The sequence below is a fragment of the Curtobacterium oceanosedimentum genome (genome assembly GCF_040545555.1).
Classification (GTDB): Bacteria; Actinomycetota; Actinomycetes; order Actinomycetales; family Microbacteriaceae; genus Curtobacterium.
Genome location: NZ_JBEPMD010000005.1, coordinates 224,882 through 250,418 on the forward strand (window position 1 = coordinate 224,882; position 25,537 = coordinate 250,418).

Below are 25,537 nucleotides of genomic sequence, written 5' to 3' on the forward strand. Positions count from 1 at the left end.
TTGTGCGAGTGAAAGGTCGAAGTAATGAGGCTTCGTAAGGGCATCGCCGTCGCCGCCGCGCTCGCGGTCGGGACCGGCTTGACGCTGACCGGCTGCAGCGCCGGCGGATCCGGGTCGTCGGACGGCACGGTCACGATCTCCGGTGGGTTCACCGGTGCACAGGCCACGGCGTTCCAGAAGGACCTGGACACGTGGGCCAAGAGCCAGGGCATCACGGTCAAGTACTCGGGCAGCGACAGCTTCCAGACGTCGATCGTCACGCAGGTGAAGGGCGGCCAGGCCCCCGACGTCGCGATCTTCCCGCAGCCCGGCGTGCTCAAGTCGCTCATCAGCCAGGGCATCCAGCCGCTCGACGACCTCGTCGACGTGAAGAGCGTCACCGCGGACGAGGCGAACGGTCTCGCCGACATCGCGAAGGTCAACGGCAAGACGTACGGCCTGCCCTACAACATCAACGTGAAGTCGCTCGTCTGGTACGACCCGGCGGCCTTCGCGGCGAAGGGCTACGAGGTCCCGAAGACGGACGCCGAGCTCACCGCGCTGCAGGACAAGATCATCCAGGACGGCTCCGGCTACCCGTGGTGCGTCGGCATCGCGTCGCAGGGCTCGAACGGGTGGCCGATGACGGACTGGCTCGAGGAGTACGTGCTCCGCTACGGCGGCCTCGACAAGTACGACGACTGGATCACCCACAAGGTGAAGTTCGACTCGCCGCTGGTCAAGCAGGCCGCCGGCAAGGTCGAGTCGATGATCTTCGCCGACGGCGCGGTCAACGGCGGCGGCAAGGCCATGGCGTCCACGGACTTCGGCGCGGCGGGCAACAACCTGTTCGTCGACGGCGGCAAGCCGGCCGGCCAGTGCTACATGATGCGCCAGGGCACGTTCATCACCGGCAACTTCCCGTCCGCGATCCAGGAGCAGATCGCGAAGGGCGACACGACGAACGTGAACGCCTTCCCGCTCCCGACCCCCGAGGGAGCCGCGACGTCGGGCACGCTCGGCGGTGGTGACCTGGTCGCCGCCTTCAAGAAGGACGAGAACACCAAGAAGGTCGTCGACTACCTGGTCGGCAAGGAGTTCGGCACGAACGGCTACGCCAAGAACTGGTCGGCCGCGCTCTCGCCGCACAACGACTTCCCGGCGTCGGAGTACACCAGCCCGTTCCAGAAGGTCGCGCAGCAGGCCGTGAAGGACTCGAAGGTCTTCGGCTTCGACGCCTCCGACCAGATGCCGGGCGCCGTCGGTGCCGGTACCGAGTGGACGAACCTGACGGCGTGGACCGCGGGTCAGCAGTCGCTCGACGAGACGCTCAAGGCGATCGACGCCTCCTGGCCGTCGCAGTAACACCCTCCACCTCCAGCCGTGGCGGTGTCCGACCGGGCACCGTCACGGCCCTCGGCGCCTGCACGCCGCAACAGCACACCCCGACAACGAAGTGAGGTGACCCCTCGTGCAGCAAGTCCTCAGCGTCCTCGTCTCCGTCATCGGCGGACTGGCCGTCTCGTTCCTGATCTACCTCGGTCTCAACTTCCTGGTCTCGAAGACGCACGGCAAGTGGCACGGTCGCCTCCTGCCCTACGTCTTCATCGGCCCGGTCCTGCTCCTCCTGCTCGTCTTCCTGGTCGTCCCGACGGTGCAGACCGTCATCCAGAGCCTGCAGAAGACCGACCAGTACGGCCTGACGTCCTTCGGCGGGCTCGACAACTACGTGTCGCTCTTCTCGACGCCGTCGTTCCTGTCGACCCTGCTCAACAACCTGCTCTGGATCATCGTCGTCCCGGCCGTCGTGGTCGTGATCGGCCTGCTCGTGGCGACCCTGGCGGACCGCCTCGGCCCGAAGCGCGAGAAGACCTTCAAGTCCCTGATCTTCCTGCCGATGTCGGTGAGCTTCATCGCCGCCGCGTCGATGTGGTCGTTCGTCTACGCGTACAACGCCCCGGGACAGCCGCAGGTCGGCCTGCTCAACGGCATCTGGACCGCGATCACGCACCAGAACCCGATCCCGTGGCTGCAGAACGACTTCCTGCGCATGAACAGCTTCCTGCTCATGGCGGTCGTGATCTGGCTCAACGCCGGCTACGCGATGGTCCTGCTCTCCGCGGCGATCAAGGCCGTGCCCGAGGAGACGATCGAGGCGGCACGCATCGACGGCGCCAGCGAACGACAGGCGTTCTTCCGGGTGATCGCACCCCAGATCCGCACGACGATCATCGCCGTCGGCATCACCGTGCTCATCACGGTGATGAAGATCTTCGACATCGTCTTCGCGATGACCAACGGGCAGTTCGACACGAACGTGCTCGGCGTCGAGTTCTACTCGCAGTTCTTCGCGTTCAACAACCCCGGGAAGGCGTCCGCCGTGGTCGTCATCCTCATCCTCGCCGTGGTCCCGGTCATCGTGTACCAGGTGCGGACCTACCGTGAACAGGAGGCCCTCCGATGACCGAGATCGTCCCGGTGGCCGGTGCCCCGAAGATCGTCGCGACGAAGCGCGAACGCGTCACGAAGACCAGCGCCGAGCAGCGTCCCCGCGTGCTGCTCAGCATCGTGATGGGCCTCATCGCCGTGCTCTGGATGGTGCCCGCGATCGGCCTGCTCGTCACGAGCTTCCGCACCACGACCGCCGCGCAGGGCACCGGCTGGTGGACCGTCTTCGGGAACCTGTTCGGCACCGAGTGGACCCTCGACAACTACTCGAACGCCCTGACGGGGGCGACGTCCGGCACCGGCCAGAGCTTGGCCGCCGAGTTCCTGAACAGCGTCGCGGTCGCGGTCCCGGCGACGATCCTGCCGCTCATGATCTCCGCGTTCGCGGCCTACGCGTTCACGTTCCTGCAGTTCCGGTTCAAGGAGTTCTACTTCGCGGTCATCGTCGGCCTGCTCGTGGTGCCGGTGCAGATCTCGCTGATCCCGGTCCTGCAGCTGTACAAGACGATCACCGAGGCGACCGGGCTGCAGATCACCGGGACCTTCCCGGCCGCCTGGATCGTGCACTCGGCCTTCGCGCTGCCGCTGTGCATCTACATCCTGCGGAACTACATGTCGACGCTGCCGGTCGCGCTGATCGAGGCCGCGCGCGTCGACGGCGCATCGCACTTCCAGATCTTCTGGCGGCTCGCGGTCCCGATGTCCGTGCCGGCGCTGGCGTCGTTCGCGATCTTCCAGTTCCTGTGGGTGTGGAACGACTACCTCGTCGCGTACATCTTCATCGGCAACACCAACCCGGTGCTGCAGCAGGGCCTGCTCGGCCTGCTCGGCCAGTACGGGTCCGGCTGGAACCTGGTCGCCGCCGGGTCGTTCATCGTGCTGATCGTGCCCCTCGTGGTGTTCCTGTCGCTCCAGCGCTTCTTCGTCCGCGGCCTGACCGCCGGGTCCGTGAAGTGAGCACGGTGACGGAGACCGCGCACACGGAGTCGGCAGCGGACGGTGCCACGATCCGCCGCCCCAGGGTGCACTTCGCCCCCGCGCGGAACTGGATGAACGACCCGAACGGCCTGGTCCGCCACGACGGGCGGTGGCACCTCTACTTCCAGCACAACCCGAACGGCATCGACCACGGCACGGTCGGCTGGGGGCACGCGTCGAGCACCGACCTGCTGACCTGGACCGCGCACGAGGTGGCGCTCGAGGCCGACGAGGACGGCCAGGTCTTCTCCGGCTCGGTGGTCTTCGACGCCGAGAACACGAGCGGACTGGGGACTGCCGAGCAGCCGCCACTGGTCGCGATCTGGACGCAGGCGGCCGAGACCGAGCAGTCGCAGGCACTCGCGTCCAGCACGGACGGCGGGTACCGGTGGCGGAAGCACCCGGGCAACCCGGTGCTCCGTCGCGGGTCCGCCGACTTCCGCGACCCGAAGGTGTTCCGGTACGAGGGCGCGGACGGTCCCTGCTGGATCATGGTCGCCGTCGAGGCGCAGGACCGCCAGGTGCTCGTGCACCGTTCGACCGACCTGCTCTCGTGGACGCTCGTGTCGACCTACGGCCCCGCCGGCCCGGTCGGCGGGGTGTGGGAGTGCCCGGACCTGTTCCCGCTGACCGTCGACGGCGACCCCGACCGTGTGGTCTGGGTGCTGCTGATCAGCCTCAACCCCGGCGGGGTGGCCGGCGGGTCCGGCACCCACGTCGTGCTCGGGCAGTTCGACGGCGAGCGGTTCGTCCCCTACGAGCCGCTGCCCGCCGAGACCCGGCTGCCGGACGGGTCGTGGCGCGAGCAGTCGGCCGAGGAGCTCTCGACGTACCGCTGGCTCGACCACGGCCCGGACTCGTACGCCGGCGTCACCTTCTCGGGCACCGAGGGTCAGGACCGGACCCTCGTCGCCTGGATGGACAACTGGGACTACGCGAAGGACCTGCCGACCCGGCCGTGGCGCGGCGCGATGACCGCCGCCCGGGTGCTCGGCCTGACCGAGCGGGACGGACGCCTCGAGCTGGTGCAGCGGATCGTCGGGCCCGACGGCGCTGCGGGGACGGTCCTCCGGCAGGATGACGACCCGGCCAGCGCACACGAGCTGCCCGGCCTGGTCCGCGTCGAGGTCGCGATCGCGCTGCGTGCGGCCGACGGCGTCGTGCGCCTGGACCTCGACGACGCCGACGGTCGCCGGCGGCTCGGGCTCCGCTACGACGCCGCCGACGCCTCGCTCCGGCTCGACCGACCTGCCGCCGTCGGTCTCCCGGCGGCGTTCGAGCGGCACGTCGCGGCCACGGTCCGACCCGAGGGTGATCGCGTCGCGCTCACCCTGTGGTTCGACGAGTCGTCGGTCGAGGTCTCGTCCGGCGGTGGTACCGGTTCGATGACGGCGCTGCTCGCCGGCTCGGCGACCGACGGTCGCCGTCGCCTGCTGGTGGACCCGGGCCCGCACGCGGTCGCGGTCACGGCATCGGTCCCGGGCGACGACGTGACGCCAGCAGACCCGCCGACCGCGCCACCGGTCGACTGACGCGACCCGTCGACGGACGGGAGGCCCGTGGCGACGCCGCCACGGGCCTCCCGTCCGGCAATCAGCGAGACCAGCTCATTGAGTGTTGGGCTGACACTGGACGATGTCGGTTCAATTAACTTCTGTCCGAATCGAGCCGTCTGACATGAGGCGTTGGTAGGCAACTCCGGCGTGTGTTGCCGCCGATCGGGAACGCAGTGGGACTTGATCACCGCCGGCGCTTCGTCATCGGACTGGAAAACTTTCAGGCGCGTGGTTCGTTCAAGGCCAGAACCGTGCAAGAATCGACCGCCCAGGTTGGGTGGTTGATGCGCAGTCCCTGAACCGCTTCGAGCGGTCGCTCCTGACCGACGAACAGGGACGCATCAGGGGAGCCTTCGACAATCTCCCCGGCACGTGTAGTTGGGGGAGCTGTTGATCAAGCGGGTTTGGGCCATTGCGAGTTGCGTTGGTGGGCTGGTTGTTATAGCCGCGGCCGGCCTGTTGTTCGGTTGGTGGAACACCGGTGCAAACGTTGTGGCGGAGGTTCTCGTCATTGCAGTCATCTCGGTCGCGTTGCCGGCTGTCCGAAAGCGATCGGCGAGAGCGGTGCGCCATCAGCGCGCCCAACACCTGCAAGGGCTGACCGTGGGGTGGCTCGACTTCCTGGAGCGAGATCTTGACCGCTTCAAGAAGCTGAGTCTCGTGGACGCAGGTTCGTTCGTTCCTGGAGGGTCCCTTGTGGACTATTCGGTGCACGCCTCGTGGACCACGGATTCGGCGGAACCCCTCCGTGAGCACGTCGATCAAATGAAGTATGAATTCGGCGCGAAGGATCTGTCAGACACATTGGCAGCGATAGCTCCCGAGGGCCCTTTGTTCCGAGCGGCAATCGAAAATGCCGAACTTGTGCGCGACGCGATGACGGGCGTCGAGAATGATGATCGAGACGATCTGCTGAAGCTCCTGTCCGAAGATGAAGTTACATTCGACCGCCAGGCGCTGAGGTATCGGATTCAAGGCCTTCGAGGAGCGGTGAAGGAGCTCGAGCAGGCTGTGGCAGCATGCCGAGATATTTTGCAAACTGATTTTGATGCTCAGCGGCTCGCGCTTGCGGCGGAACCTCCGAAATGGCCTCGTTGGCTGTTCTTCCTAAGTATGGGGGCTGGTCTCGTAGCGCTCCTCGTTCTCGTCTTGGCGTTCACGCGGCCCGAGAACTTTGCCGATGGATTCGGTGTGAATGTACTCGCTAACCTGGCGGCGACCGTTGGAATGATCGCCCTCGGGGCAGCCTTCGTCTTCTTTGCTCAGCGCTCGCGGTACAAGCGTGACCTCCCGAGGGGCATTGCGCTTGTGCAGGGCGTGTTCGCTCTGGTTCGGAAAGTGCTGGCAGTTGCTTCGTCGCCTGAGCCACAGTCGCCTTATTTTGAGGAATTGTCAGAGGAGCTGATAGCTCTCCACACGCAGATGCAGCATCTCAGTCCTGACGCGAGGATTGGCTCGTTCGCCGTCGCTCTGTCCGACGTGCTGCGGACGGCGCAGATTACCTCTGCGCGAGGCGACGTGATCTCTGACCGGAGCAGATGGTTGATGATCAAGTACGCCGGCGCGCTTCAAGAAGAATTCCTCCGCCTACACAGGAGCGGTTTCTTGTCGTTGCTTTAAGATTTCGGGGCGAGGGCATCGATCCTCCGATGCTCGAGCTCGGGCCGGCGCTGTGCCAGTCCGGTGGCTGTCGTGACACACGCACGTTTCGATCGCGTCAGTCGCAGTCGTGCTGCTCCTGCTCGCCCGTGCCGCGGTCCGGTGCGTCCGGCGCGTCGCGCCTTCGACCGCGCAGCAGGTCCGCCGACCGGATGATGCGCAGCGACGTCACGAGCACGACCCCGCCGAGCACGTTGAACAGGAGCACGTAGCCGAACCAGGCGGCCCACTGCCCGTAGGTGATGGACGCACCGGCCTGGATCGCCCCGAAGACCAGGAGCGAGTCCAGGATCGAGTGGAAGAGCTGCAACCCGGCGAGCAGGAAGCCGCCGGCGACCGCCGCGACGAGCTTCGCCGGGTCCGAGTCGGTGCCCTGCTGCATCCGCGTGACCAGGGTGATGGTGCTCCCGCCGAGCACCGCGAGCACGGCGGTCTGCAGTCCGAAGGGTGCGTCGACGTAGTGGCGGGCGGACTCCTCGAGCACCGTGTGCCACTGCGGGAACGCCTGCACGACGAGCCACATCACGACCCAGCCCCCGGCGAGGTTGCTGACCAGCGTGCCGAGCCAGAGCCGGACGAGCTGCGCCACGGTGCCCTCGCGGGCGACGAGCGCCACGATCGGCATGAGGAAGTTCTCGGTGAAGAGCTCGCTGTGCGCCAGGTACAGCGCGACGAGCCCGATGCTGAAGGCGAGCCCCGCGAGCAGGTGGCTGTCGGTCTCGTGCAGCACGGCGAGGTAGCCCATCACGCCGAGACCGATCTCCAGGCCGCCGGCGAACCCGGTCGCGAGCACCACCCGCAGGGTCCGCTGCAGGCGCTCGGCACCCTCGTCGACCACCGCGTCGAAGGACTCCTCGATCTCGTCCTCGACGGGGGCGTCGCTGTCGCCGACCTCGCGGCGTCGTTCGTCGGTCACCGGTCCGACCGTAGCCCCGGGCGCGCTGTGAGCCGAGGCGACGGTGCGCGTCCGGGCTCGGCCGACGCGCACCGCCAGACGTGCCGGCGCCGGAGCGCGGCACGGATCCTCACTTCTCCTGACGTCGGGTGCGGCGCTGCCGACAGGGGTCCCTGCGACCCGACGCACGCTCCGCCGCCGAACCTCCGCTCCCGGAAGGGGACCCTCCGTGCACCTGGTCCGCACCGTCGTCGTCACGCTCCTGCTCGGCGCGCTGACCCTGTCCCCTCTGGCCGCCGCGGACCTCGCGTCCGCGAGCACCCTCCCGACGGACCTCCCGGACCGGTCCGCAGGCACCGGGTCCGCCGACCCGGCACACCCGCCGGTCGGCCGGGCAGCGGCACCCGCTCCCGGTGCTGCCGGCCCGCAGGTCGACGGCGTGCGTGTCGGGGACGGCTCGTACGCGCCGACGCCGCCGGCGGAGATCGCGTCCGTCGCCGACGTGCGGAAGACCGTCGACCAGCACCTGTACGTCGACCCGTCCCAGGCGGGGAAGCCGGTCCCCACGAACCAGTGGTGGACCGACCTGCTCGTCAGCCGGTACTCCGGCGACCTCTGGGCGTACCCCTTCGTGTCGTCGAACAGCGCACAGGGGACGAAGCTCACCCACCCGACGTCCTGGAACGCCGACGGCACCGCGATGCGGCTCGACGCCCCCGTCACCGTCGGCGGCACGGTCGACCCGACGCCGGACGCCTCGGACCGGGTGCTCGCCGACTTCGAGGACGGCCTGCCCGACGGGTGGACCACGACCGGGGATGCCTTCAGCGGGACCTCGTCCGGGACCGCGTCGGGACAGAGCGCGGTGTCCGGTTGGCTCGGTCACGGGTTCGTCGACTCCTTCACCGATCGCGACGGCGACGGCGCGACCGGCACGCTCACCTCGCCGGGGTTCACCGTCGACCGGTCGACGCTCGCCTTCCTCGTCGGCGGGGGCCGGCACCCCGGGGCCGAGGCCGTGCAACTGCTCGTCGACGGCGAGGTCGTCGAGGAGGCCACCGGCGCGGACAGCGAGGAGCTGCGGTGGACGTCGTGGGACGTCAGCGCATACCGCGGGCAGACGGCACAGGTCCGGGTCGTCGACTCGCTCCGGGCCGGGTGGGCGCACGTCCTGGTCGACCAGGTCCTGCTCACCGACGCCCCGGACGGCATCGCGCAGCGGTTCACCACGGCGTTCTCGGCCGATCGGGCCGACGCCCTGCGCTGGGGCGACTGGAACGTCAGCTGGCGGATGCCGCAGGCCGGACCGGGCGGTCAGTACATGGACGTGACGAGCGTGCAGGGGTCGCCGTACGAGTGGTTCGAGTTCCACGGCATGACCCCGCGCATCAGCCTGCAGGACGGGGCCGCGCTCACCGACGCCGACGGCCGTGGACTGACCGGGACGATCACGACCGACCGCTTCGAGATCCGGCAGGACGGACATGTGTTCGGGGTGCACGCGCCGACCGGCACCACCTTCACCCGCACGGGGAACGTGCTCGAGGCATCCGCGGGCACGCCCTTCCTCGTGCTCAGCGCGGTGCCCGAGCAGGGGCTGACGCTCGACGACCTGCACCGCACGGCCTTCGCCGTACCGCGTGACACCCGGATGGACTACTCGTACGACCCCGCAGCGGGAGCGGTCGAGCAGCGGTGGTCGCTGCAGACCGACGTGCTGCAGGGCACCGACCACGACACCGTCCAGGGCTGGTTGCAGCACCAGTACGCCGAGGCCGAGCACGACCTCCACTTCACCGGCGCCACCTACGCCACCCCGCGCGGCACGATGCGGACGACCGTCGGGCACGACGGCTGGACGCTGCGGTACGCCTTCAGCGGCCTGACCCCGATCGGTGCCGAGCCGACGAGCACGGGCGACGACCCGTACCGCGAGGACGTCATGCGGCAGTACCTGTCGGACTACGCCGAGAAGACGACCTACGGCGGCGACACCTACTGGGGTGGCAAGGACCTGCAGCAGCTCGGCGCGTACATGAGCGTCGCGGACCAGATCGGCGACACCGAGGACGCCGACCGGATGCGGACCACCCTCGAACGCGCGCTCACGGACTGGTACACGTACAGCGAGGGCGAGCGGGAGCACTTCTTCGCGATGTACCCGACGTGGAAGGCCCTGATCGGCTTCGGCGACTCGTACGGGTCCGCGCAGTTCAACGACAACCACTTCCACTACGGCTACTTCACGCTCGCGACGGCGCTGCTCGGGCGGGCCGACCCCGACTGGGCACAGCGGTACGGCGAGATGGCCACCCTCGTCGCGAAGCAGTACGCCAACTGGGACCGCGACGACGAGCGCTTCCCGCACTTCCGCACCTTCGGCGTGTGGACCGGCCACTCGAACGCCGGCGGCGTGTCCTCGCCCGGCGGCAACAACCAGGAGTCGTCGTCCGAGGCGATCCAGTCCGAGGCCGGGCTGTTCCTGCTCGGCACGGTGCTGGGTGACGAGGACATGCAGGCGGCGGGTGCGGTGCAGTACGTCACCGAGCGCGCTGCCGTCCGCGACTACTACCAGAACGCGCACGGCAACCCGGCGTCGGCCGTGTACGACGGCGACGGCGCGTTCCCCGAGGCGTACGACGCGGCGCAGGCGGGGATCCTGTTCGACTCGGGGCAGGCCGAGGCCACGTACTTCTCGGGGGACCCCGCCTGGATCTACGGGATCCAGTGGATGCCGACTGCCCCGTGGTTCACGTACTTCGGGTGGGACCCGGACTTCTCGAAGGCGATCATGCGGCAGATGATGGCCGCCCGGGGCGAGGTCGTCGGGCAGGACGGCGTGGTGAACGGCAACGCCGGGCACGTGCAGATGCTCACCAAGAAGTGGTGGGGCGTCGGCACCTACGGAGACGTCGCGATCACGCGGGACCGGTCGGCGGCGATCGGTGAACTGCAGGACGCCGTCCGCGCCGTGGAGCGGAACCACCCGGGCTACGTGACGGCGAAGACCGCGACGAACCCCCTGTACGACCGGTCGACGGACACGCTGTACGTCTCGATCGACGACGACGGCTCCGTCGTGTTCCCGTCCCGGTGGTGGACGCCCGAGACCCTGCCGGCGGCGCTCGTGCCCGCGGAGATCGACGGCCCGACGGCGGACCGACAGCCGGGGGACTGGCCGGAGCCGTCGCCGCTGCTCCCGTTCCTCGTCACCGACTACCGAGCGGACGCCGACACGATCGACCGGCTGTACGGCGTCGACCTCACCGACCACCACCCGGGTGCCGACACGGCCCACGCGGCCGCGGTGTTCAGCGAGATGGGCGACGCGCTCGGCAACGTGGTCCTCGGGTTCCTCGCCCAGTACGACCCGGACACGTACGCCGACGTGCACGCCGCGCTCTGGGCCGACCACGACCCGGCCGTCACCGGTCGGTCGATGGCCGGGATGGTCTACCACCAGGCGATGTCGAACCGCACCGTCGGGCACGAGGTCACCGACCGTCACACGTCGAGCCCGCTGAGCCAGGTGTTCCGCGCTGCCGACGGCACGTACTCCTACGTGATCGACAACATCGACGACGTCCAGCACACCTACGACGTCTTCGAGGGTCAGCGGGTCATCGGGCAGATCGCGGTGCCCGCCCGGACGCAGGTCACGTCGCACCTCGACGCCCGGCTGGCGACGATCGTCGTCGGGACCGAGGGTGACCCGCGGACGCTCGCACCGGGGAGCACGACGGCGTTCACCGTGACCGGCTTCGACCAGTACGGCGCGACGATGCCGCTCGACGACGTCCGGTGGTCGACCAGCGCGGGGACGATCGACCAGGACGGCACCCTGCACGTCGGCGCCGCGGCGGACGCGGTGTCCGTCACCGCGACCGTCGGCGCGGTCTCCGACTCGTACGACCTCCGCGTCGCGCCGGCGCCGGTGCTCACGGGCATCACGGTGACGCCCGGAACGGCTCGTGCCGTGGTCGGGGAGCCGGTGACGTTCTCCGCCGAGGGGCACGACCAGTACGGCGACCCGGCTCCGCTGCCCGCCGACGTCGCCTGGAGCACCACCGCCCCCGGTACGGTCACCGGCGACGGGACCCTCACCACGACAGCCCCCGGCGCGGGCTACGTCGTGGCGACGGTGGGCGATGTCGAGGCCGACGGGGTCGAGGGCAGCGCCGTCGTCTCGTCGATCGCGTCGGTGCCGGTCGTCGACGTGACCTCCGCCGTGGCGAGCTCGACCGACGGGGGCAACACCGCGGCGAAGGCGGTCGACGGGGACGCCGCCACCCGATGGGAGAGCGCGCACGGCGTCGACACGGTGGACCTGACGCTCGACCTCGGGTCCGTGCGGGACGTCGAGGACCTCCGGGTCACGTGGGAGAACGCCGCGGCGGCACGGTACGTCGTGCAGGTGTCCGACACGGACGACGGCCCCTGGCGGGACGTCCGCACCGTCACGAACGGGGACGCGTCGGTCGACACCGTGCCGGTCGGCGCGACCGCCCGGTTCGTCCGGCTGCACATGACCGAGCGCCTCACCCAGTACGGCTACTCGGTGTGGGACGTGCAGGTGACCGGGACACCGGCCGCCGCCGACGTGGTCGTCCGCGACCTGCTGGTCGCTCCGCGCAGCGCCACGGTGCTGCCCGGCTCGTCCGTCCGGCTCGCCGCGTACGGGTTCGACGCCGACGGCTTCGGCGGCCTGCTGACCGGTGACGCCCAGCCCGTCTGGACCGCGGACGAGGGCGCGACGGTGAGCGCCTCGGGCACGGCGACCCTGCCGGACCGCGGCGGTGCCACCGCGACGGTCCGCGCGGTCCGTGGTGCGGCGACCGGGCAGGCCGTCCTCACGACCCTCGACCAGGGCGAGTCGCCCGCGGTCTCCCGCGACGTCGCCGTCGGCAAGGGGGCCACGACCTCGTCCGACGAGCGCGGGGACCTGTCGGGCGACGCAGCCGTGGACGACGACGACACCACCCGGTGGTCGAGCACGGCTCGCGACGGCGAGTGGCTCGCCGTCGACCTCGGCTCGGTGCTGCCGCTCGACCGCGTCGAGGTCCTCTGGGAGGCGGCTGCAGCGGCGTCGGACCACGTCGAGGTCCGCGACCGGGCGTCCGACCCGTGGCGCACGGTCTCGACGACGACCGACGGCAGGGGCGGGACCGAGACGCACGCACTCGACGGCGTCCGCGCCCGGTTCGTGCGCCTGGTCGCCGACACACGCACGACGCGGTACGGCGTCTCGGTCTGGTCGTTCCGGGTGTTCTCGACCGAGGGCTCGCCGACGCCGGACCTCGCTCGACGTGCCGCGGCGTCGTCGTCCGGCGACGAGTCGGCCGGGACCCCGGCACGCCACGCGGTGGACGGCGACCCGGGCACGCGGTGGGCGAGCGAGCACCGGGACGACGCCCGCCTCGACGTCGACCTCGGCGCGCGGCACGAGGTGCACGAGGCGACGATCCGGTGGGAGGACGCGTACGGCCGCGCCTACCGCATCGAGGGTCGGGACGGGACGACGGGCGCGTGGACGACCATCGCCACCGTCACCGACGGCGACGGCGGCACCGACCGGGTCCCGCTGTCCGGTACGTGGCGGCAGGTCCGGTTGCAGGGTGTCGACCGGGCGACACCGTACGGCTACTCGGTGTACGGGTTCGAGGTCCGGTAGACCGGGCGGCGGGCGGCACACCCCGCCGCCCGCCCGCCGGGTCATCCGAGCACCGCGGCGAGCAGCTCGTCGACGAGCTCGACGAAGCCGACGCCGACCGCCGCGTACATCCGTGGGACCTGCGACTGCTCGGTGAAGCCCGGCGCGGTGTTCACCTCGTTCAGCACGACCCCGTCGCCCGTCACGAAGAAGTCGAAGCGCGCCGCCCCGGCACACCCCAGGACGTCGTAGAGCACGGCGGCGGCGCCGGTGACCGCTCCGTGCTCGGCGACCGACAGGTCCGCCGGGACCCGGAAGGGGGCGGCGCCGCCGTACTTCTGCTCCCGGTCGAAGACCCCGCCGTCGCCGACGGCGACCTCCAGGGTCGCGCCGCTCCGCAGGACGCCGGACCGGTCGCGGAACACCGCGACGTCGACCTCCCGCCCCGCGACGAACGACTCGACGAGCACCGTGCTGCCGGCGGACCGCGCGTGGTCGATCGCCGCCGCCAGGTCGTCGCGCCGACGGACCAGGGTCACGCCGTTGCTCGACCCTGCTGACGTCGGCTTCACCACGAGCGGGGGCGCGAACGGGACGGCCGCCGCGGCCTCCTCCGCCGACACCGCGACGTCGACACGGACGGCAGGCGCGGAGGCGATGCCGACCGCACCGGCGATCGTCTTCGTCACCCACTTGTCCGCCGCCAGGGCGCCGGCACGGACCGGTGACCCGACGACCGGCACGCCGACGAGCTCGAGCAGACCGGCGACGGCTCCGTCCTCGCCGCGCTCGCCGTGGAGCAGCGGGAAGGCCGCGTCGCAGGACGTCAGCCGGGCGACGGCGTCGGCCGGGGACAGGAGCGACCCGTCCTCGTCGTGCCACGTGCCGTCGCGGCCGACCGTGAGCGGGACGGCGGTGTGGCCACCGGTGCGGAGCGCCGCGACGACGGCCGCCGCGGAGGCCAGTGACACGTCGTGCTCGTCGTTCGCGCCACCGCCGACGACGGCGATGCGGCGGTGTGGTCGGTCGGTCACGGGTGCTCCTCGGTGCGGGTGCGGGTGCGGGTGCTGGCGCTGCTGCTGGTGCTGCTGCTGCTGGTGCTGCTGCTGCTGGTGCTGGTGCTGGTGCTGGTGCGGTGCACGCGGGCGACACGGCTGCCGATCCGCGTGACGAGCTCGTGCGGGATCGTCTCCGCCCAGGTCGCCCACTCGGTGACGGTCGGTTCGCCGCCGTCGCCGGGGCCGAACACGGTGACGGGTTCCCCCGGGGCCGTGCGTTCGGGTCCGGTGTCGACGACGACGCTGTCCATCGAGAACCGCCCGACGACGGGACACCGGCGGCCGCGGACCAGGACCTCGGCCCGGCCCGAGGCAGCGCGGGGCAGGCCGTCGCCGTAGCCGAGCGGCAGCAGCGCCAGGTTGGTCGGGGCCACGGTCGTGCTCGTCCCGCCGTAGCCGATGCGGGTGCCCGCCCGCACCGAGCGCGAGGAGACGACCGCGGTGGTCAGCGACAGCGCCGGTCGGAGGCGGTCGGTGGTCCCCGAGGGATCGATGCCGAAGAGTCCGGCACCGATCCGGTGCAGGTCGAACCCCTCACCGACGCCGGTCAGGGTGGCGGCGGTGGCCGCGAGGTGCACCGTGGCCGGGGTCAGTCCGCGGCGACGGGCGGTCCGGACCGCGTTCTCGAACAACAGGCGCTCGCGGCGGTTCTGGTCGTCCTCGGGTCGGTCCGCCGAGGACATGTGCCCCATCACGCCGACGACCCGGACCGCACCGGTGCCCTCGGCTTCGCGCGCCAGCGAGCACAGCGCCGCCCAGTCGGCGGGCGCACCCCCTTCGCGGGCCATGCCGACGTCGACGTGCAGGTGCACCATCGCTGCGCGGCCGACGGTGCGCGCCGCCGCCAGGACGGCGACCAGGACCGCGGGGTCGGCGACCGCGAGCGCGACGTCGGCGCCCACCGCCGCAGCGAAGTCCGCGTCCGGCGGGTTGAGCCAGCTCAGCACCGGTGCGCGCACGCCCTCGGCGCGGACCGCGAGCGCCTCGTCGACGCTCGTCACACCGACGGACCCCGCCCCGGCCTCCAGGACGGACCGTGCGACCGCCCCGTGCCCGAAGCCGTCGGCCTTGAGCACCGCCATCAGCCGTCCGCCCGTCAGGGTGGCGAAGAAGGCCGTGTTGGCGCGGATGGCGTCGTCGTGGACCAGCAGTCGCGAGCCGGGCGCGGTCACCGCTGCATCCGCGGGTCGTGGGTCGGGTCCCAGTACTTGCGGGGGCACCCGTCGGAGGGGGCGTCCGGTCGGAGCTCGAAGTGCCACGCCTCGTTGTCGTACACCTGGCATAGCCCGTACCGAGCACCGTTGTCCTGCAGCCAGGTGGCCGCGTCCCAGTCGCCGATGTCGATCGCCTCGCCGCGGACGTGCAGGGACGTCTCGGGTGTCGAGACCCAACGCGCCGCCTCCTGTCGCGAGCCGTACTCGGCGACCGCGTCGTCGAGGAGTCGTTCCTGGAGCGCAGGGGAGCGCCAGCCGCTGTTCACGACGAAGCGCACGCCGTCGTCGTCGGCGTCCCGGGCGGCGCGGCGGACCGCGTCGAGCAGGTCCGGCTGCAGCCGTGCGACCGCGGGCAGGTCGTCGTCGAACACCGACGCACCGGACGGCACCTCGCCTGCGGCGGCTCCGTTCGCGGCGTCGGCCGTGCCGTCGCCCGCGGTCGCACCGGCGACCCGGTGCCACAGCGCGCGGCCGGACGTTCCCGGGCTGCCGGAGACGGCGGACAGCGCGACGAGGGCGACGGCGACCGCTGCGACGAGGGAGAGGACAACGACGACCAGGACGGCGCCGGTGCGTCGCGGACGCGCGGGGACGGGGACGGATGGAGGAGCGGAACGGTGCTGCATGTCGACCAGTGCAGCGCGCACCGTGTCGTCGGAGCGTATGCGGATCCGCATACGCTCCCGACACGTGCCGCCGCCTAGCATCGGTGCCGTGCGTGTGCTGATCCTCGAGGACGAACCCCTGCTCGCCGAGGCCGTCCGCGACGGCTTCCGCCTCGAGGCCATCGCGGCCGACGTCGCGCCTGACGGGGACGCAGCGCTCGAACTCCTCGCGCTGAACCGCTACGACGTCGCGGTGCTCGACCGGGACGTCCCCGGGCCGACCGGTGACGAGGTCGCCGCGCACCTGGTCGCGACCGGCGCCGGCGTCCCGGTGCTCATGCTGACCGCTGCCGACCGCCTCGACGACAAGGTCTCCGGCTTCGCCGTCGGCGCCGACGACTACCTGACGAAGCCGTTCGCACTGCGGGAGCTCGTGCTCCGCGTCCGCGCGCTGGCACGACGGAGCGGCGAGCACCGCCCACCCGTCCTCGAGGCGGCGGGGCTGCGTGTCGACCCGTTCCGGCGCGAGGTCTTCCGGGACGGGCACCACGTCGCCCTCACCCGCAAGCAGTTCGCCGTGCTCGAGGTCCTCGTCCGCGCCGGTGGCGGTGTGGTGAGCGCCGAACAGCTGCTCGAACGCGCCTGGGACGAGAACGCGGACCCCTTCACGAACGCCGTCCGGATCACGGTGTCGGCGCTCCGCAAGCGTCTGGGGGAGCCGTGGGTGATCGCCACCGTGCCGGGCGTGGGCTACCGCATCGACACCGACGGACCGCGTGCCGACCGCGTGACGGACGGCGGCTCGTGACCGACCGTCGCCGAGGCGCCAGCGTGCGGGTGCGACTCGCCCTCAGCTACGCGGGGGTGGTGGTGCTCACCGGAGCGCTGATCCTCGCCGTCGTCTGGGTGTTCCTCCTGCGGTACGTCCCGGTCGGGAACCTCGAGTCGACCGGCGGTCACGTCCCGGACCGTTCCGACCTGGTCCGTGCGTTCCTCCCCCCGGCCACGGCGGTGTCCGTCGGACTCGTGGTCGTGGGACTGGTCGGCGGGTGGTTCCTCGCGGGGAGGGTGCTCGCGCCGCTCGACCGGATCACCGCTGCGACGCGACACGTCGCCGCGGGGTCCCTCGCGCACCGCATCGCGCTCCCGGGGCGACGCGACGAGTTCCGCGACCTCGCCGACGCGTTCGACGGCATGGTCGGGCGGCTCGGAGCGTACGTGGCGGAGCAGCAGCGCTTCGCGGCGAACGCGTCGCACGAGCTGCGCACGCCGCTGGCCACGACGCGCGCGTTGCTCGAGGTCGCCGCCCGCGAGCCGGACCGTGACCCGGCGGGGGTCCTCGAACGGTTGCGGGTGGTGAACGAGCGGGCGGTCGACCTGACCGAGGCGCTGCTGGTGCTCGCACGGGCCGGTCGGGAGCTCCCGGACCGCGCGCGGGTGGACCTGTCGCTCCTCGCGGAGGAGGCCGTCGAGACCGTCCTGCCCCTCGCCGAGGCGCGGGGCATCGACGTCGAGCCCGCCACGGCGACGGCGTGGACCACCGGTTCGACGTCCCTGCTGCTCCAGCTCGTGACGAACCTCCTGCAGAACGCCGTCGTCCACAACGTCGGCCCGGGGCGCGACGGCTGGGTGCGCGTGACGACCGGCACCCGGCACGGCGCGTCCGTCGTCGTGGTCGAGAACCCCGGTGCCGTCGTCCCGGTCGAGGTCCTCCCGACCCTCACCGAGCCGTTCCAACGGGTGGCGTCGCGGCGGCGCGAGGACGACGCCGGCGCCGGCCTCGGTCTGGCGATCGTCGCGGCGATCGTGACCTCGCACGGCGGCACGCTCGACGTCTCCGCGCGGCCGGAGGGTGGCCTCGTCGTCGAGGTGTCCCTGCCCGCCTCCGGGTCAGCGGCCGGGCCGTCCTCCACCGCGTGACCGCACTCGTGCACGGGAGCCGAGCCGCTCCGTGCGAGGATCGGTCGGTGCACTCCCGAGCAACGCCCGTCGCCGTCGTCATCGCCGCGATGACCGAGGAACTCTCCGCCGTCGCCACCCTGCTGGGCGGCGTCGTCATCGACGACGGACCGGTGGGTGGACACGACGAGCACCACCTGCTCGACGTCGACGGCGCGGTGGTCGCCCTCCGACGCAGCGGCATCGGCTTCACGAACGCGACGGCCGCCACGGCGCACTGCTACCACGACTTCGGCGCCGTCCCGGTGCTCAGCGTCGGGACCGCCGGCGGGCTCATGCGCGGCATCGAGATCGGCGACGTCGTCGTCGGCGAGCACTACGTGAACATCAACGCGGACGCGACGGCGTTCGGCTACGCGCTCGGGCAGGTCCCGGGGATGCCGCCGCAGTACGCACCCGACCCGCGCATGCTCGGTCGCGCCGCCGCCGCGCGGACGCCGTACCGCATCCGGTCAGCCACGATCGGGTCGAGTGAGGTCTTCGTGACCGAGGGCCGCGCCCGCGCCCTGAGAGAGGTCTTCCCCGCGGTCGCGGCCGTGGACATGGAGTCCGCCGCGATCGCCCAGTTCGCCCACGTGCACGACATGCCGTTCCTGTCGATCCGGGGGATCAGCGACCTCTGCGCCCCCGACGGGGACGAGTTCCGCGAGCACCTCGACGACGCGTCGGCGCGCGCAGCGCGCGTGGCGCACGACGTGCTGCTCGACCTGGCGGCCTGAGACCGCACCCCGGTACCCACCGACGGACGGGAGGCGCGTCACCCGTCGGTCCCGCGCCTCCCGTCCGTCAGCCGCTCGCGGCGGCAGGTCGGTGACCGCTCAGCGGCGTCGTCGGCTGGCCAGCAGGCCACCGAAGACGAGCACCACCGCGATCACGAAGACGATCAGCTGGGCCGGCTCGAACCCGTCGAGGTCCATGGTGCACTCCTTCCGCGCGCGGGACGTCCGCGCTCGCGTCGCCCCGAACGGTAGGACGCGGTTCCTGTACGCGTCGAGGGGTCGGGGTACGAGTCCTGCACGACAGCCGGTCTCCGCACACTCGAGCTCGGATGGGTGTCCGCCGAGAACACCGGGGCGCGAGCGGTGCAAGGATGATCCGCGGCCGTCGCCCGGACGACCCCGACGGAAGTGACGAGCGTGACCGACACCCGCTCCCCGGCGCCGACGAGCGACACCGTCGACGACCCCTCGCACGGCCCCGCGAAGGGCGTCGCCGCCCTCGCCCTGGCCGCGCTCGGCGTCGTCTTCGGCGACATCGGCACCAGCCCGCTGTACGCCCTCCGGACGGTGTTCACCATCGACGGCGGCATCGTCAAGGCGAACCAGGAGGACGTCTACGGCGTCATCTCGATCATGTTCTGGAGCGTCACGATCGTCGTGTCGATCAAGTACGTGCTCGTGCTCATGCGCGCCGACAACGACGGCGAGGGTGGCGTGATGGCGCTCGCCGCACTGGCTCGGCGCCTGTACGCGAAGCGTCGTGGGGGCGCGACGGTCTTCCTGGTCATCGGCATCATCGGCGTCTCGCTGTTCTACGGCGACTCGGTCATCACACCGGCCGTCTCGGTCCTCTCCGCGGTCGAGGGCCTGTCGACCGCGGCGCCGTCGCTCGAGCACCTCATCGTGCCGATCGCGGCCGTCATCCTGGTGCTGCTGTTCCTGGTCCAGCGGTTCGGTACCGGCAAGGTCGGCAACCTGTTCGGACCGGTGATGCTGCTCTGGTTCGTCGTCATCGCCGTCGCCGGTGTGCCGCACATCGTCGCGCACCCCGGTGTCCTGCAGGGGCTGTCGCCGACGTGGGCGATCACCTTCCTCGTCGCCCACCCGTACATCACCTTCGTGGCGATGGGCGCCGTCGTCCTCGTCATCACCGGAGCCGAGGCGCTCTACGCGGACATGGGCCACTTCGGCCGTCCGCCGATCCTGCGCGCCTGGTTCTTCGTGGTGTTCCCGGCGCTCGTGCTGAACTACCTGGGCCAGGCGTCGCTCGTGCTCGAGGACCCCTCTGCGGCGAAGGACCCGTTCTTCCTGCTGTTCCCGGACGCGCTCCAGATCCCGGTCGTCGTGCTGGCGACGATGGCGACGGTGATCGCGAGCCAGGCGGTCATCTCCGGTGCCTTCTCGCTCACGCGCCAGGCGATCCAGCTCGGGCTGCTGCCGCCGCTCACGATCCGGCAGACCTCGCGCGAAGAGGGCGGCCAGATCTACCTGCCGGCCGTCAACCTGCTGCTCTTCATCGGCGTGCTCGCGATCATGCTCGCCTTCCGGTCGTCGGCCAGCCTGGCGACCGCCTACGGGGTGTCCGTGACCGGCGCGCTGGTCGTGGACACGCTGCTGCTGCTCCTGGTCGTCAAGCCGCTCTGGCACTGGGCGACGTGGAAGCTCGTGCTGGCTGCCGTCGTCTTCGGTGGACTCGAGCTGACCTTCCTGGCCGGCAACCTGTCGAAGATCGTGCACGGCGGCTGGGTCCCGCTGCTCATCGCCCTCGCGGTGATCACGCTGATGACGACCTGGCGTCGCGGACGGCAGCTCGTGCAGGAGGAACGCAAGGAACGCGAGGGGTCGCTGGCCGACTTCATCGAGCGCATCAACACGAAGCACATCCCGCGGGTCGAGGGGGTCGCGATATTCCCGCACCCGAACAAGGAGACGACCCCGCTGGCGCTCCGCGCGAACGTCGAGCACAACCACGTGGTGCACCGGACCGTGCTCATCGTCTCGGTGCTCACGGCGAACGTGCCGCACGTGCCGCACGCGAAGGCGTTCTTCCGCGACGACCTCGGCTACGAGGACGACGGCATCGACCACATCACGGTGAAGTTCGGGTTCTCGGACGACCAGGACCTGCCGCGGGCCCTGCACGCAGCCTGCCTGGCCGAGGTGCTCGACATCGACCCGGACGAGATCGCGAAGGCGTCGTACTTCATCTCCCGCGGTGCGCTCCGGCCGCAGCCGGGCAACCGTGGCATGGCGCGCTGGCGCAAGAAGCTCTTCGTCGGCCTGGCCCACAACGCCGCCGATCCTGCGGCACGGTTCGGCCTGCCGGCACAGCGCACGGTGACGATGGGCAGCGACGTCGAGCTCTGACGACCGTCCAGGCGGACGGCGTAGCGTCCGACGGGTCGTTCCGCCACCCGGGCTCCTGCGGCACCGAGCGGAAGCCGCACCCATGGCACACCGGAACGACCTCACCTGGCAGCAGGACGGCGACGACTCCTGGTCGGCCTGGGCCGACGGCCGCCCGGTCGCGCGGATCACCCACGGCCGACAGTACGAGCTCGTCTCGCAGGACGGCACGGTCCGCGGCTCCCACAGTGCGCTCGGCAGCGCGCAGGCGCAGCTCGAGGCCTGGCACCAGTGGGCGACCGCCACGGACGACGAGGACTGAGGCCGCCGCCGTCCCCACGACGCCCGCGGGCGGACCCGGCGGTCAGTGCGAGCGACCGCGCAGCCGGCCGATGCCGAGCACGACGCCGACGACGACCATGCCGAGCACGAGTCCGAACACGGCCGACACGGCGGTGTCGACGATCCACGTGACGACCGGACCGGTCGCCTCGACCGCGTGCTCGACCGCGTGCAGCAGCTCGTACGGTCCGGCCCAGAACGTCTCCGCCAGGTTCGCGATCACCAGGTGCCCACCGACCCAGAGCATCGCGACCGTCCCCACGATGCTGATGACGCGAAACACCGTCGGCATCGCGCGCACGATCCGCGCACCCGCACGGCGGGTCCGCCGCGAGTCGTTCTTCATCATCTGCAGCCCGATGTCGTCGACCTTGACCAGGAGTGCGACGGCGCCGTAGACCAGGGCCGTCATCCCGAGCCCGATCAGCGCGAGGGCACCGACCTTCGGCCAGAAGACGAGCCCGGTGTCGAGGCTCGACAGCGCGATGAGCATGATCTCGGTGCTCAGGATGAGGTCGGTGCGGACCGCGCCGAAGACGAGCTTGGGCTCCGTGGTGGGCTGCGCGTCGCCGGCGGTCTCGTGGTGCACGCCGAACCACTCGGTCACCTTCTCGGCGCCCTCGAAGCACAGGTACGTGCCGCCGATGACGAGCAGCCACGGCAGCACCCACGGGGCGAACGCCGACAGCAGCAGCGCGAGCGGGATGATGATGACGAACTTGTTGAACAGGCTGCCGAGCGCGATGCGTCCGACGACCGGGAGCTCACGGGCCGGTTGCAGTCCCTGCACGTACTGCGGTGTGACCGCGGCGTCGTCGATCACGACCCCCGCGGTCTTCGCGCTGGCCTTGAGGGCCGCGGAGAGGATGTCGTCCACCACGGCGAGCAACCCGACTGACATGTCGCTCACCCTACTGGAGCGGTCCCCGGCGCCCGACCGCCTCCTTGCTCAGTCCGCCGTGCGTCGGGCGGTCAGCCTGCCGGCGCCCATCGGCAGCGCCCCGCTGCGGTAGGCGAAGCCGTCGGCGTCGCCGACCGTGCTGCTGGCGGTGCCGAAGCGCCACAGGCGGTTGAAGCAGGAGACCCCGATCGTGGTGGAGCCGTCCTCGGCGACCGCCCACGTGCCCGTGCCCCACTGGGCGGGGTGACCGACGCCGTCGATCGTCACCGTCGGCCGAGCACCCCAGGTCAGCCGGGGACGCCCGAGGTCGAGGGTGATCCGGCGCTTCGTCGTGCCGGACGGCAGCGGGGTGTCCATGCGGTCAGGGTACGGCGTGCCGGACGGCTCCCACGACACGACGTGAGGCCCTACCGGAATCGGCAGGGCCTCACGTCGTGTCGTGTCCGGTCAGTCGTTGAGGTGCGCGATCGCCCAGTCGGCCTCGGCGGGCAGGAACTGCTCGCCGTACTCGCTCGTGAGCTGGTCGTGGATGGCGGCGGGGGACATCGCCATGTTCGCCTGGTAGTCCTTCGCCTTGGCGAGGGCGTTCGCGTTCCAGTCGGCGTCGATCGTGTCGACCGCGTACTGGGCTGCCTCGGCAGTGAACTGCTCGCCGTACTCGCTCGTGAGCTGGTCGTAGATGCCGGCCTTGCTCATGTGCATCATCTCGGAGTAGCTCTCGGCCTTGACCAGCGCTGAGGCGTACTCGACGGGGACGGCGGGCTGTTCGGGGGCAGCCTCGGACGCTGCCTCGCTCGGAGCGCTGCTCTCGTCTCCGGCGGCCTCGCTCGCGTCGTCGGCCGCGTCCGCGATCGGAGCAGGGCTCGATGTCACGACGGCGGCCGACCGGACCTCGTCCGAGTTGACGAGCGCGCCGATACCCGCCGCGGTGCCGATCGAGGACAGCGTCGCGAGCGCGCCGAGCACCAAGCCGGTCACGGCGAGTCCCTTCGACTGCTGCTTCCGGAGCGCGAGGATCGCGAGCACGACCGCAGTGATGCCCACGAGGGCGCCGAAGACCGGTACGAGACCGGTGAGGAACGCGACGATGCCCACGACGAGTGCGGCGATCGCCAGGCCGGCTGCACGGCGAGGAGCGGGTCCGCTTCCGTAGGGCGGCGGGACGGGCGGACCATTCGGGTCCTGGGTGGGGAACGGGGGAGGCGTCTGTGACATGCCGGCTCCCTGCGGCTCGGGTGTTGTCATTCGCTCATTCTCGCAAGAACCTGAGCGTGGATTCATTTCGAGAGCCGCCTGAGGATTCCCCCAGTTCGGGGACCCTGAGTGCGCCCTGGTGCTGGTCCGTAGGATCCGCTGCATGGCTGACTTCACCGCTGCACAGGCCGCCGTCGTCCGGATCGAACGCGCGGAGGAGGGCCGTTGGGACCTGACCGTGATCAGCGACTCCGGGGTCCGGATGGGCCACGGCGTGTACCTGTTCGACGCGGCGTCCGACGATGCCGAGGACGAGCAGGCCGCGGCGCTCGACTTCGTGCGGGGCTACGGGTTCCGCTTCGAGTCCGACGCCGTCGTCGCCGACGGGCCGGACGCGTTCTGGGCGCCGCTGCTCCCGCTCGGGTCCGACCAGCACGCGGAGGGCTGACCCGGCTCAGTCCGTGGTGTCGAGGGCGGAGCCTTCGAAGCCGATCAGCCACGAGACGCCGAAGGTGTCACGCACCGTGCCGTCCCAGTCGCCCCACGGCCGTTCCTGCAGGTCGTCGACGACCGTACCGTCCGTCGCCAGGTCGGTGAACCACCGGCGGAGGACGCCGGGGTCGGCGGTGCCGAGCAGTGCGAGCAGCAGGCCGGAGGCCGCGAAGGGGGCGTCGTCCCGACCGGCGTCGGCGGCGAAGAGCCGGACGGAGCCGACGAGTTCGCCGTGCGCCACGGCCTGCGGTGGCCCGTCGTCGCGCCCGGCGTCCTGGTACGAGGTGGTCCGGACCTCGCCGCCGAAGACCTGCTGCCAGCGGGCGAGCGCGGTGCGGGCGGTGCCGGGGAGGAAGAGGTACGGGGTCGGTGCGGTGCCGTCCATGAGCCGACGCTACCGCCGCAGCGTCCGGGCGGCCAGGGGTGCGCTCCCGATCCTGGAGCGCTCGCACAGTGCGCTGGTAGGATTTCACCGACATCGGTAGTTTTCTACCTGGAGGATCGATGCAGCTGCAGGAGACGATGCGAACGGTCACGCCGACCGTGGACGGCGATCTCCTGTCCGCCGTCGTCCGCGCTGGTCGACCCGTCACCCTGCGGGAGATCGTCGACGCGATCGGTGGCCGCTCCTACGCGGGTGTCCGGAACGCCGCGGATCGTCTGGTCGAGCAGGGGGTACTGCTCGGGAGCCGTGTGGGTCGGACCAAGACATTCGTGCTCAACACCGACCACCTCGCGGCAGACGCGATCGTGGCCCTGGCCCGTCAACGCGAGGAGTTGCTGCGGCGGTTGCGGGACGGCTGTGCCGAGATCCCGCTGCGGTTCGCTGCGCTCTTCGGTTCGGGCGCCCGCGGCGACATGCGCTCGGACAGCGACCTGGACCTCTGCTTCATCGTGGTCGACGGTCGTCGCGAAGTGGCCGAACCGCTCGTCCACGACCTGTGCGATCGGGTGCGGCGCTGGACGGGGAACGCGACCCATGCCGTGCTGTTCGACGAAGGAGATCTCGACCCGCAGGACGAGCTGTTGGCGTCGGTGGCGGCGGAGGGCGTTGTCATCGCAGGTGATGGTCGATGGCTGGCCAGGAGCCTCCGTACCCTGGCTGGATGACTCCGCGCACGGGCACCACCGCCGTCGGGGACGATGCCTTCCGGCGTGGTCGCCTGCGGAAGGCATCGTCGTTCCTCGAGGCGGCGGAGGTCCTGCGGGAGATCGGGGGAGACGCGGGGGTCCTGACTGCTGCGTCCACCTACGCCGACGCATTCGTCGTGCAGTGCGTGCTGAGCGGCATCGCCTCGGCCGATGCGATCTGCGTCGCGCGGACCGGACGGTACTCGCGATCCGGGGCGCACGACGAGGCCGTCCCCGTACTGCGATCAGCGGCGGGGAGCGCCGTCGCGCGACATCTCGAGGTGCTGCTCGCGGTCAAGAACAAGGCCGAGTACAACGCGCGCTCGGTGAGCGACACCGACGTCGCTCGTGCTCATGCCGCCGCTGCCGCGCTCGAGGCCTTCGCGAGGTCACTCTGAGCCCGGGTCCGCC

Annotated in this window: 22 protein-coding genes; 14 read left to right on the forward strand and 8 right to left on the reverse strand. The window is 71.0% G+C overall.

Annotation, left to right across the window (positions count from 1 at the left end; translation table 11 throughout):
- The first annotated feature begins 24 nt into the window (after nt 1-24).
- From ABIC52_RS07575 to ABIC52_RS07595, 5 genes are all read left to right on the forward strand, one after another.
- Nucleotides 25-1,344 (forward strand): ABC transporter substrate-binding protein, encoded by a 1,320-nt coding sequence (locus ABIC52_RS07575; RefSeq protein WP_209679787.1) that lies wholly within the window; start codon nt 25-27, stop codon nt 1,342-1,344.
- 106 nt (nt 1,345-1,450) lie between these two features.
- Nucleotides 1,451-2,443 carry a carbohydrate ABC transporter permease gene (locus ABIC52_RS07580; RefSeq protein WP_058748928.1) on the forward strand — a complete coding sequence of 331 codons (993 nt, stop codon included), beginning with the start codon at nt 1,451-1,453 and terminating at the stop codon, nt 2,441-2,443.
- A complete protein-coding gene (locus ABIC52_RS07585) occupies nt 2,440-3,384 on the forward strand; it encodes a carbohydrate ABC transporter permease (RefSeq protein ID WP_126890224.1) in 945 nt (314 codons plus the stop codon). The genes ABIC52_RS07580 and ABIC52_RS07585 overlap by 4 nt, the downstream gene beginning before the upstream one ends.
- Entirely contained in the window at nt 3,381-4,937 is a 1,557-nt protein-coding gene (locus tag ABIC52_RS07590) for a glycoside hydrolase family 32 protein (protein WP_354027027.1), read from the forward strand. The genes ABIC52_RS07585 and ABIC52_RS07590 overlap by 4 nt, the downstream gene beginning before the upstream one ends.
- Before the next feature lie 414 nt (nt 4,938-5,351).
- Nucleotides 5,352-6,581, forward strand: coding sequence for a hypothetical protein (locus ABIC52_RS07595; protein ID WP_354027028.1), 1,230 nt, complete (start codon nt 5,352-5,354; stop codon nt 6,579-6,581).
- Nucleotides 6,582-6,678: 97 nt separating this feature from the next.
- Here ABIC52_RS07595 and ABIC52_RS07600 read toward each other — a convergent pair whose 3' ends face one another.
- On the reverse strand, nt 6,679-7,536 hold the full coding sequence (locus ABIC52_RS07600; protein WP_354027029.1) for a formate/nitrite transporter family protein: 858 nt from the start codon (nt 7,534-7,536) through the stop codon (nt 6,679-6,681).
- A 208-nt stretch (nt 7,537-7,744) separates the two neighbouring features.
- Between ABIC52_RS07600 and ABIC52_RS07605 the strand changes: the two genes are divergently transcribed.
- A complete protein-coding gene (locus ABIC52_RS07605; RefSeq protein ID WP_354027030.1) occupies nt 7,745-13,186 on the forward strand; it encodes a discoidin domain-containing protein in 5,442 nt (1,813 codons plus the stop codon).
- 41 nt (nt 13,187-13,227) lie between these two features.
- Here the strand turns inward: ABIC52_RS07605 and ABIC52_RS07610 are convergent, their stop codons facing one another.
- Genes ABIC52_RS07610 through ABIC52_RS07620 form a run of 3 tightly spaced genes read right to left on the reverse strand, consistent with a single transcriptional unit; the run spans nt 13,228 to nt 16,084 of the window.
- Nucleotides 13,228-14,199, reverse strand: coding sequence for a D-alanine--D-alanine ligase family protein (locus tag ABIC52_RS07610; RefSeq protein WP_126890220.1), 972 nt, complete (start codon nt 14,197-14,199; stop codon nt 13,228-13,230).
- Nucleotides 14,196-15,395: an alanine racemase gene (alr, locus tag ABIC52_RS07615; RefSeq protein WP_354027031.1), complete on the reverse strand. Its 1,200-nt coding sequence runs from the start codon at nt 15,393-15,395 to the stop codon at nt 14,196-14,198. The genes ABIC52_RS07610 and alr overlap by 4 nt, the downstream gene beginning before the upstream one ends.
- Nucleotides 15,392-16,084 carry a M15 family metallopeptidase gene (locus ABIC52_RS07620; protein ID WP_354027032.1) on the reverse strand — a complete coding sequence of 231 codons (693 nt, stop codon included), beginning with the start codon at nt 16,082-16,084 and terminating at the stop codon, nt 15,392-15,394. The genes alr and ABIC52_RS07620 overlap by 4 nt, the downstream gene beginning before the upstream one ends.
- 67 nt (nt 16,085-16,151) lie before the next feature.
- Here ABIC52_RS07620 and ABIC52_RS07625 point away from each other — a divergent pair, with 67 nt between their 5' ends.
- From ABIC52_RS07625 to ABIC52_RS07645, 5 genes are all read left to right on the forward strand, one after another.
- The gene (locus ABIC52_RS07625) at nt 16,152-16,850 is read left to right on the forward strand and encodes a response regulator transcription factor (RefSeq protein WP_354027033.1); all 699 of its coding nucleotides are present in this window, start codon (nt 16,152-16,154) and stop codon (nt 16,848-16,850) included.
- Entirely contained in the window at nt 16,847-17,962 is a 1,116-nt protein-coding gene (locus ABIC52_RS07630) for a sensor histidine kinase (protein ID WP_354027034.1), read from the forward strand. The genes ABIC52_RS07625 and ABIC52_RS07630 overlap by 4 nt, the downstream gene beginning before the upstream one ends.
- A gap of 47 nt (nt 17,963-18,009) precedes the next feature.
- Nucleotides 18,010-18,720 carry a 5'-methylthioadenosine/S-adenosylhomocysteine nucleosidase gene (mtnN, locus tag ABIC52_RS07635; RefSeq protein WP_354027035.1) on the forward strand — a complete coding sequence of 237 codons (711 nt, stop codon included), beginning with the start codon at nt 18,010-18,012 and terminating at the stop codon, nt 18,718-18,720.
- Between the two features lie 417 nt (nt 18,721-19,137).
- Nucleotides 19,138-21,087, forward strand: coding sequence for a potassium transporter Kup (locus tag ABIC52_RS07640; protein WP_354027036.1), 1,950 nt, complete (start codon nt 19,138-19,140; stop codon nt 21,085-21,087).
- Nucleotides 21,088-21,169: 82 nt separating this feature from the next.
- Entirely contained in the window at nt 21,170-21,388 is a 219-nt protein-coding gene (locus ABIC52_RS07645; protein ID WP_126890214.1) for a hypothetical protein, read from the forward strand.
- 42 nt (nt 21,389-21,430) lie between these two features.
- Here ABIC52_RS07645 and ABIC52_RS07650 read toward each other — a convergent pair whose 3' ends face one another.
- The 3 genes from ABIC52_RS07650 to ABIC52_RS07660 all read right to left on the reverse strand — a co-directional run bounded on the left by ABIC52_RS07650 (nt 21,431) and on the right by ABIC52_RS07660 (nt 23,524).
- Complete coding sequence (locus ABIC52_RS07650; RefSeq protein WP_354027037.1) at nt 21,431-22,309, reverse strand: DUF808 domain-containing protein; 879 nt, start codon at nt 22,307-22,309, stop codon at nt 21,431-21,433.
- 48 nt (nt 22,310-22,357) lie between these two features.
- Nucleotides 22,358-22,666 (reverse strand): hypothetical protein, encoded by a 309-nt coding sequence (locus tag ABIC52_RS07655; protein ID WP_126890212.1) that lies wholly within the window; start codon nt 22,664-22,666, stop codon nt 22,358-22,360.
- A gap of 90 nt (nt 22,667-22,756) precedes the next feature.
- Entirely contained in the window at nt 22,757-23,524 is a 768-nt protein-coding gene (locus ABIC52_RS07660; RefSeq protein WP_126890211.1) for an Ltp family lipoprotein, read from the reverse strand.
- 142 nt (nt 23,525-23,666) lie between these two features.
- Between ABIC52_RS07660 and ABIC52_RS07665 the strand changes: the two genes are divergently transcribed.
- Entirely contained in the window at nt 23,667-23,951 is a 285-nt protein-coding gene (locus tag ABIC52_RS07665) for a hypothetical protein (RefSeq protein WP_126890210.1), read from the forward strand.
- Between the two features lie 6 nt (nt 23,952-23,957).
- Here the strand turns inward: ABIC52_RS07665 and ABIC52_RS07670 are convergent, their stop codons facing one another.
- On the reverse strand, nt 23,958-24,380 hold the full coding sequence (locus tag ABIC52_RS07670; RefSeq protein WP_126890209.1) for a VOC family protein: 423 nt from the start codon (nt 24,378-24,380) through the stop codon (nt 23,958-23,960).
- A gap of 119 nt (nt 24,381-24,499) precedes the next feature.
- Between ABIC52_RS07670 and ABIC52_RS07675 the strand changes: the two genes are divergently transcribed.
- A complete protein-coding gene (locus ABIC52_RS07675) occupies nt 24,500-25,105 on the forward strand; it encodes a nucleotidyltransferase domain-containing protein (RefSeq protein ID WP_126890208.1) in 606 nt (201 codons plus the stop codon).
- On the forward strand, nt 25,102-25,524 hold the full coding sequence (locus ABIC52_RS07680; RefSeq protein WP_126890207.1) for a hypothetical protein: 423 nt from the start codon (nt 25,102-25,104) through the stop codon (nt 25,522-25,524). The genes ABIC52_RS07675 and ABIC52_RS07680 overlap by 4 nt, the downstream gene beginning before the upstream one ends.
- The last annotated feature ends 13 nt before the right edge of the window (nt 25,525-25,537 follow it).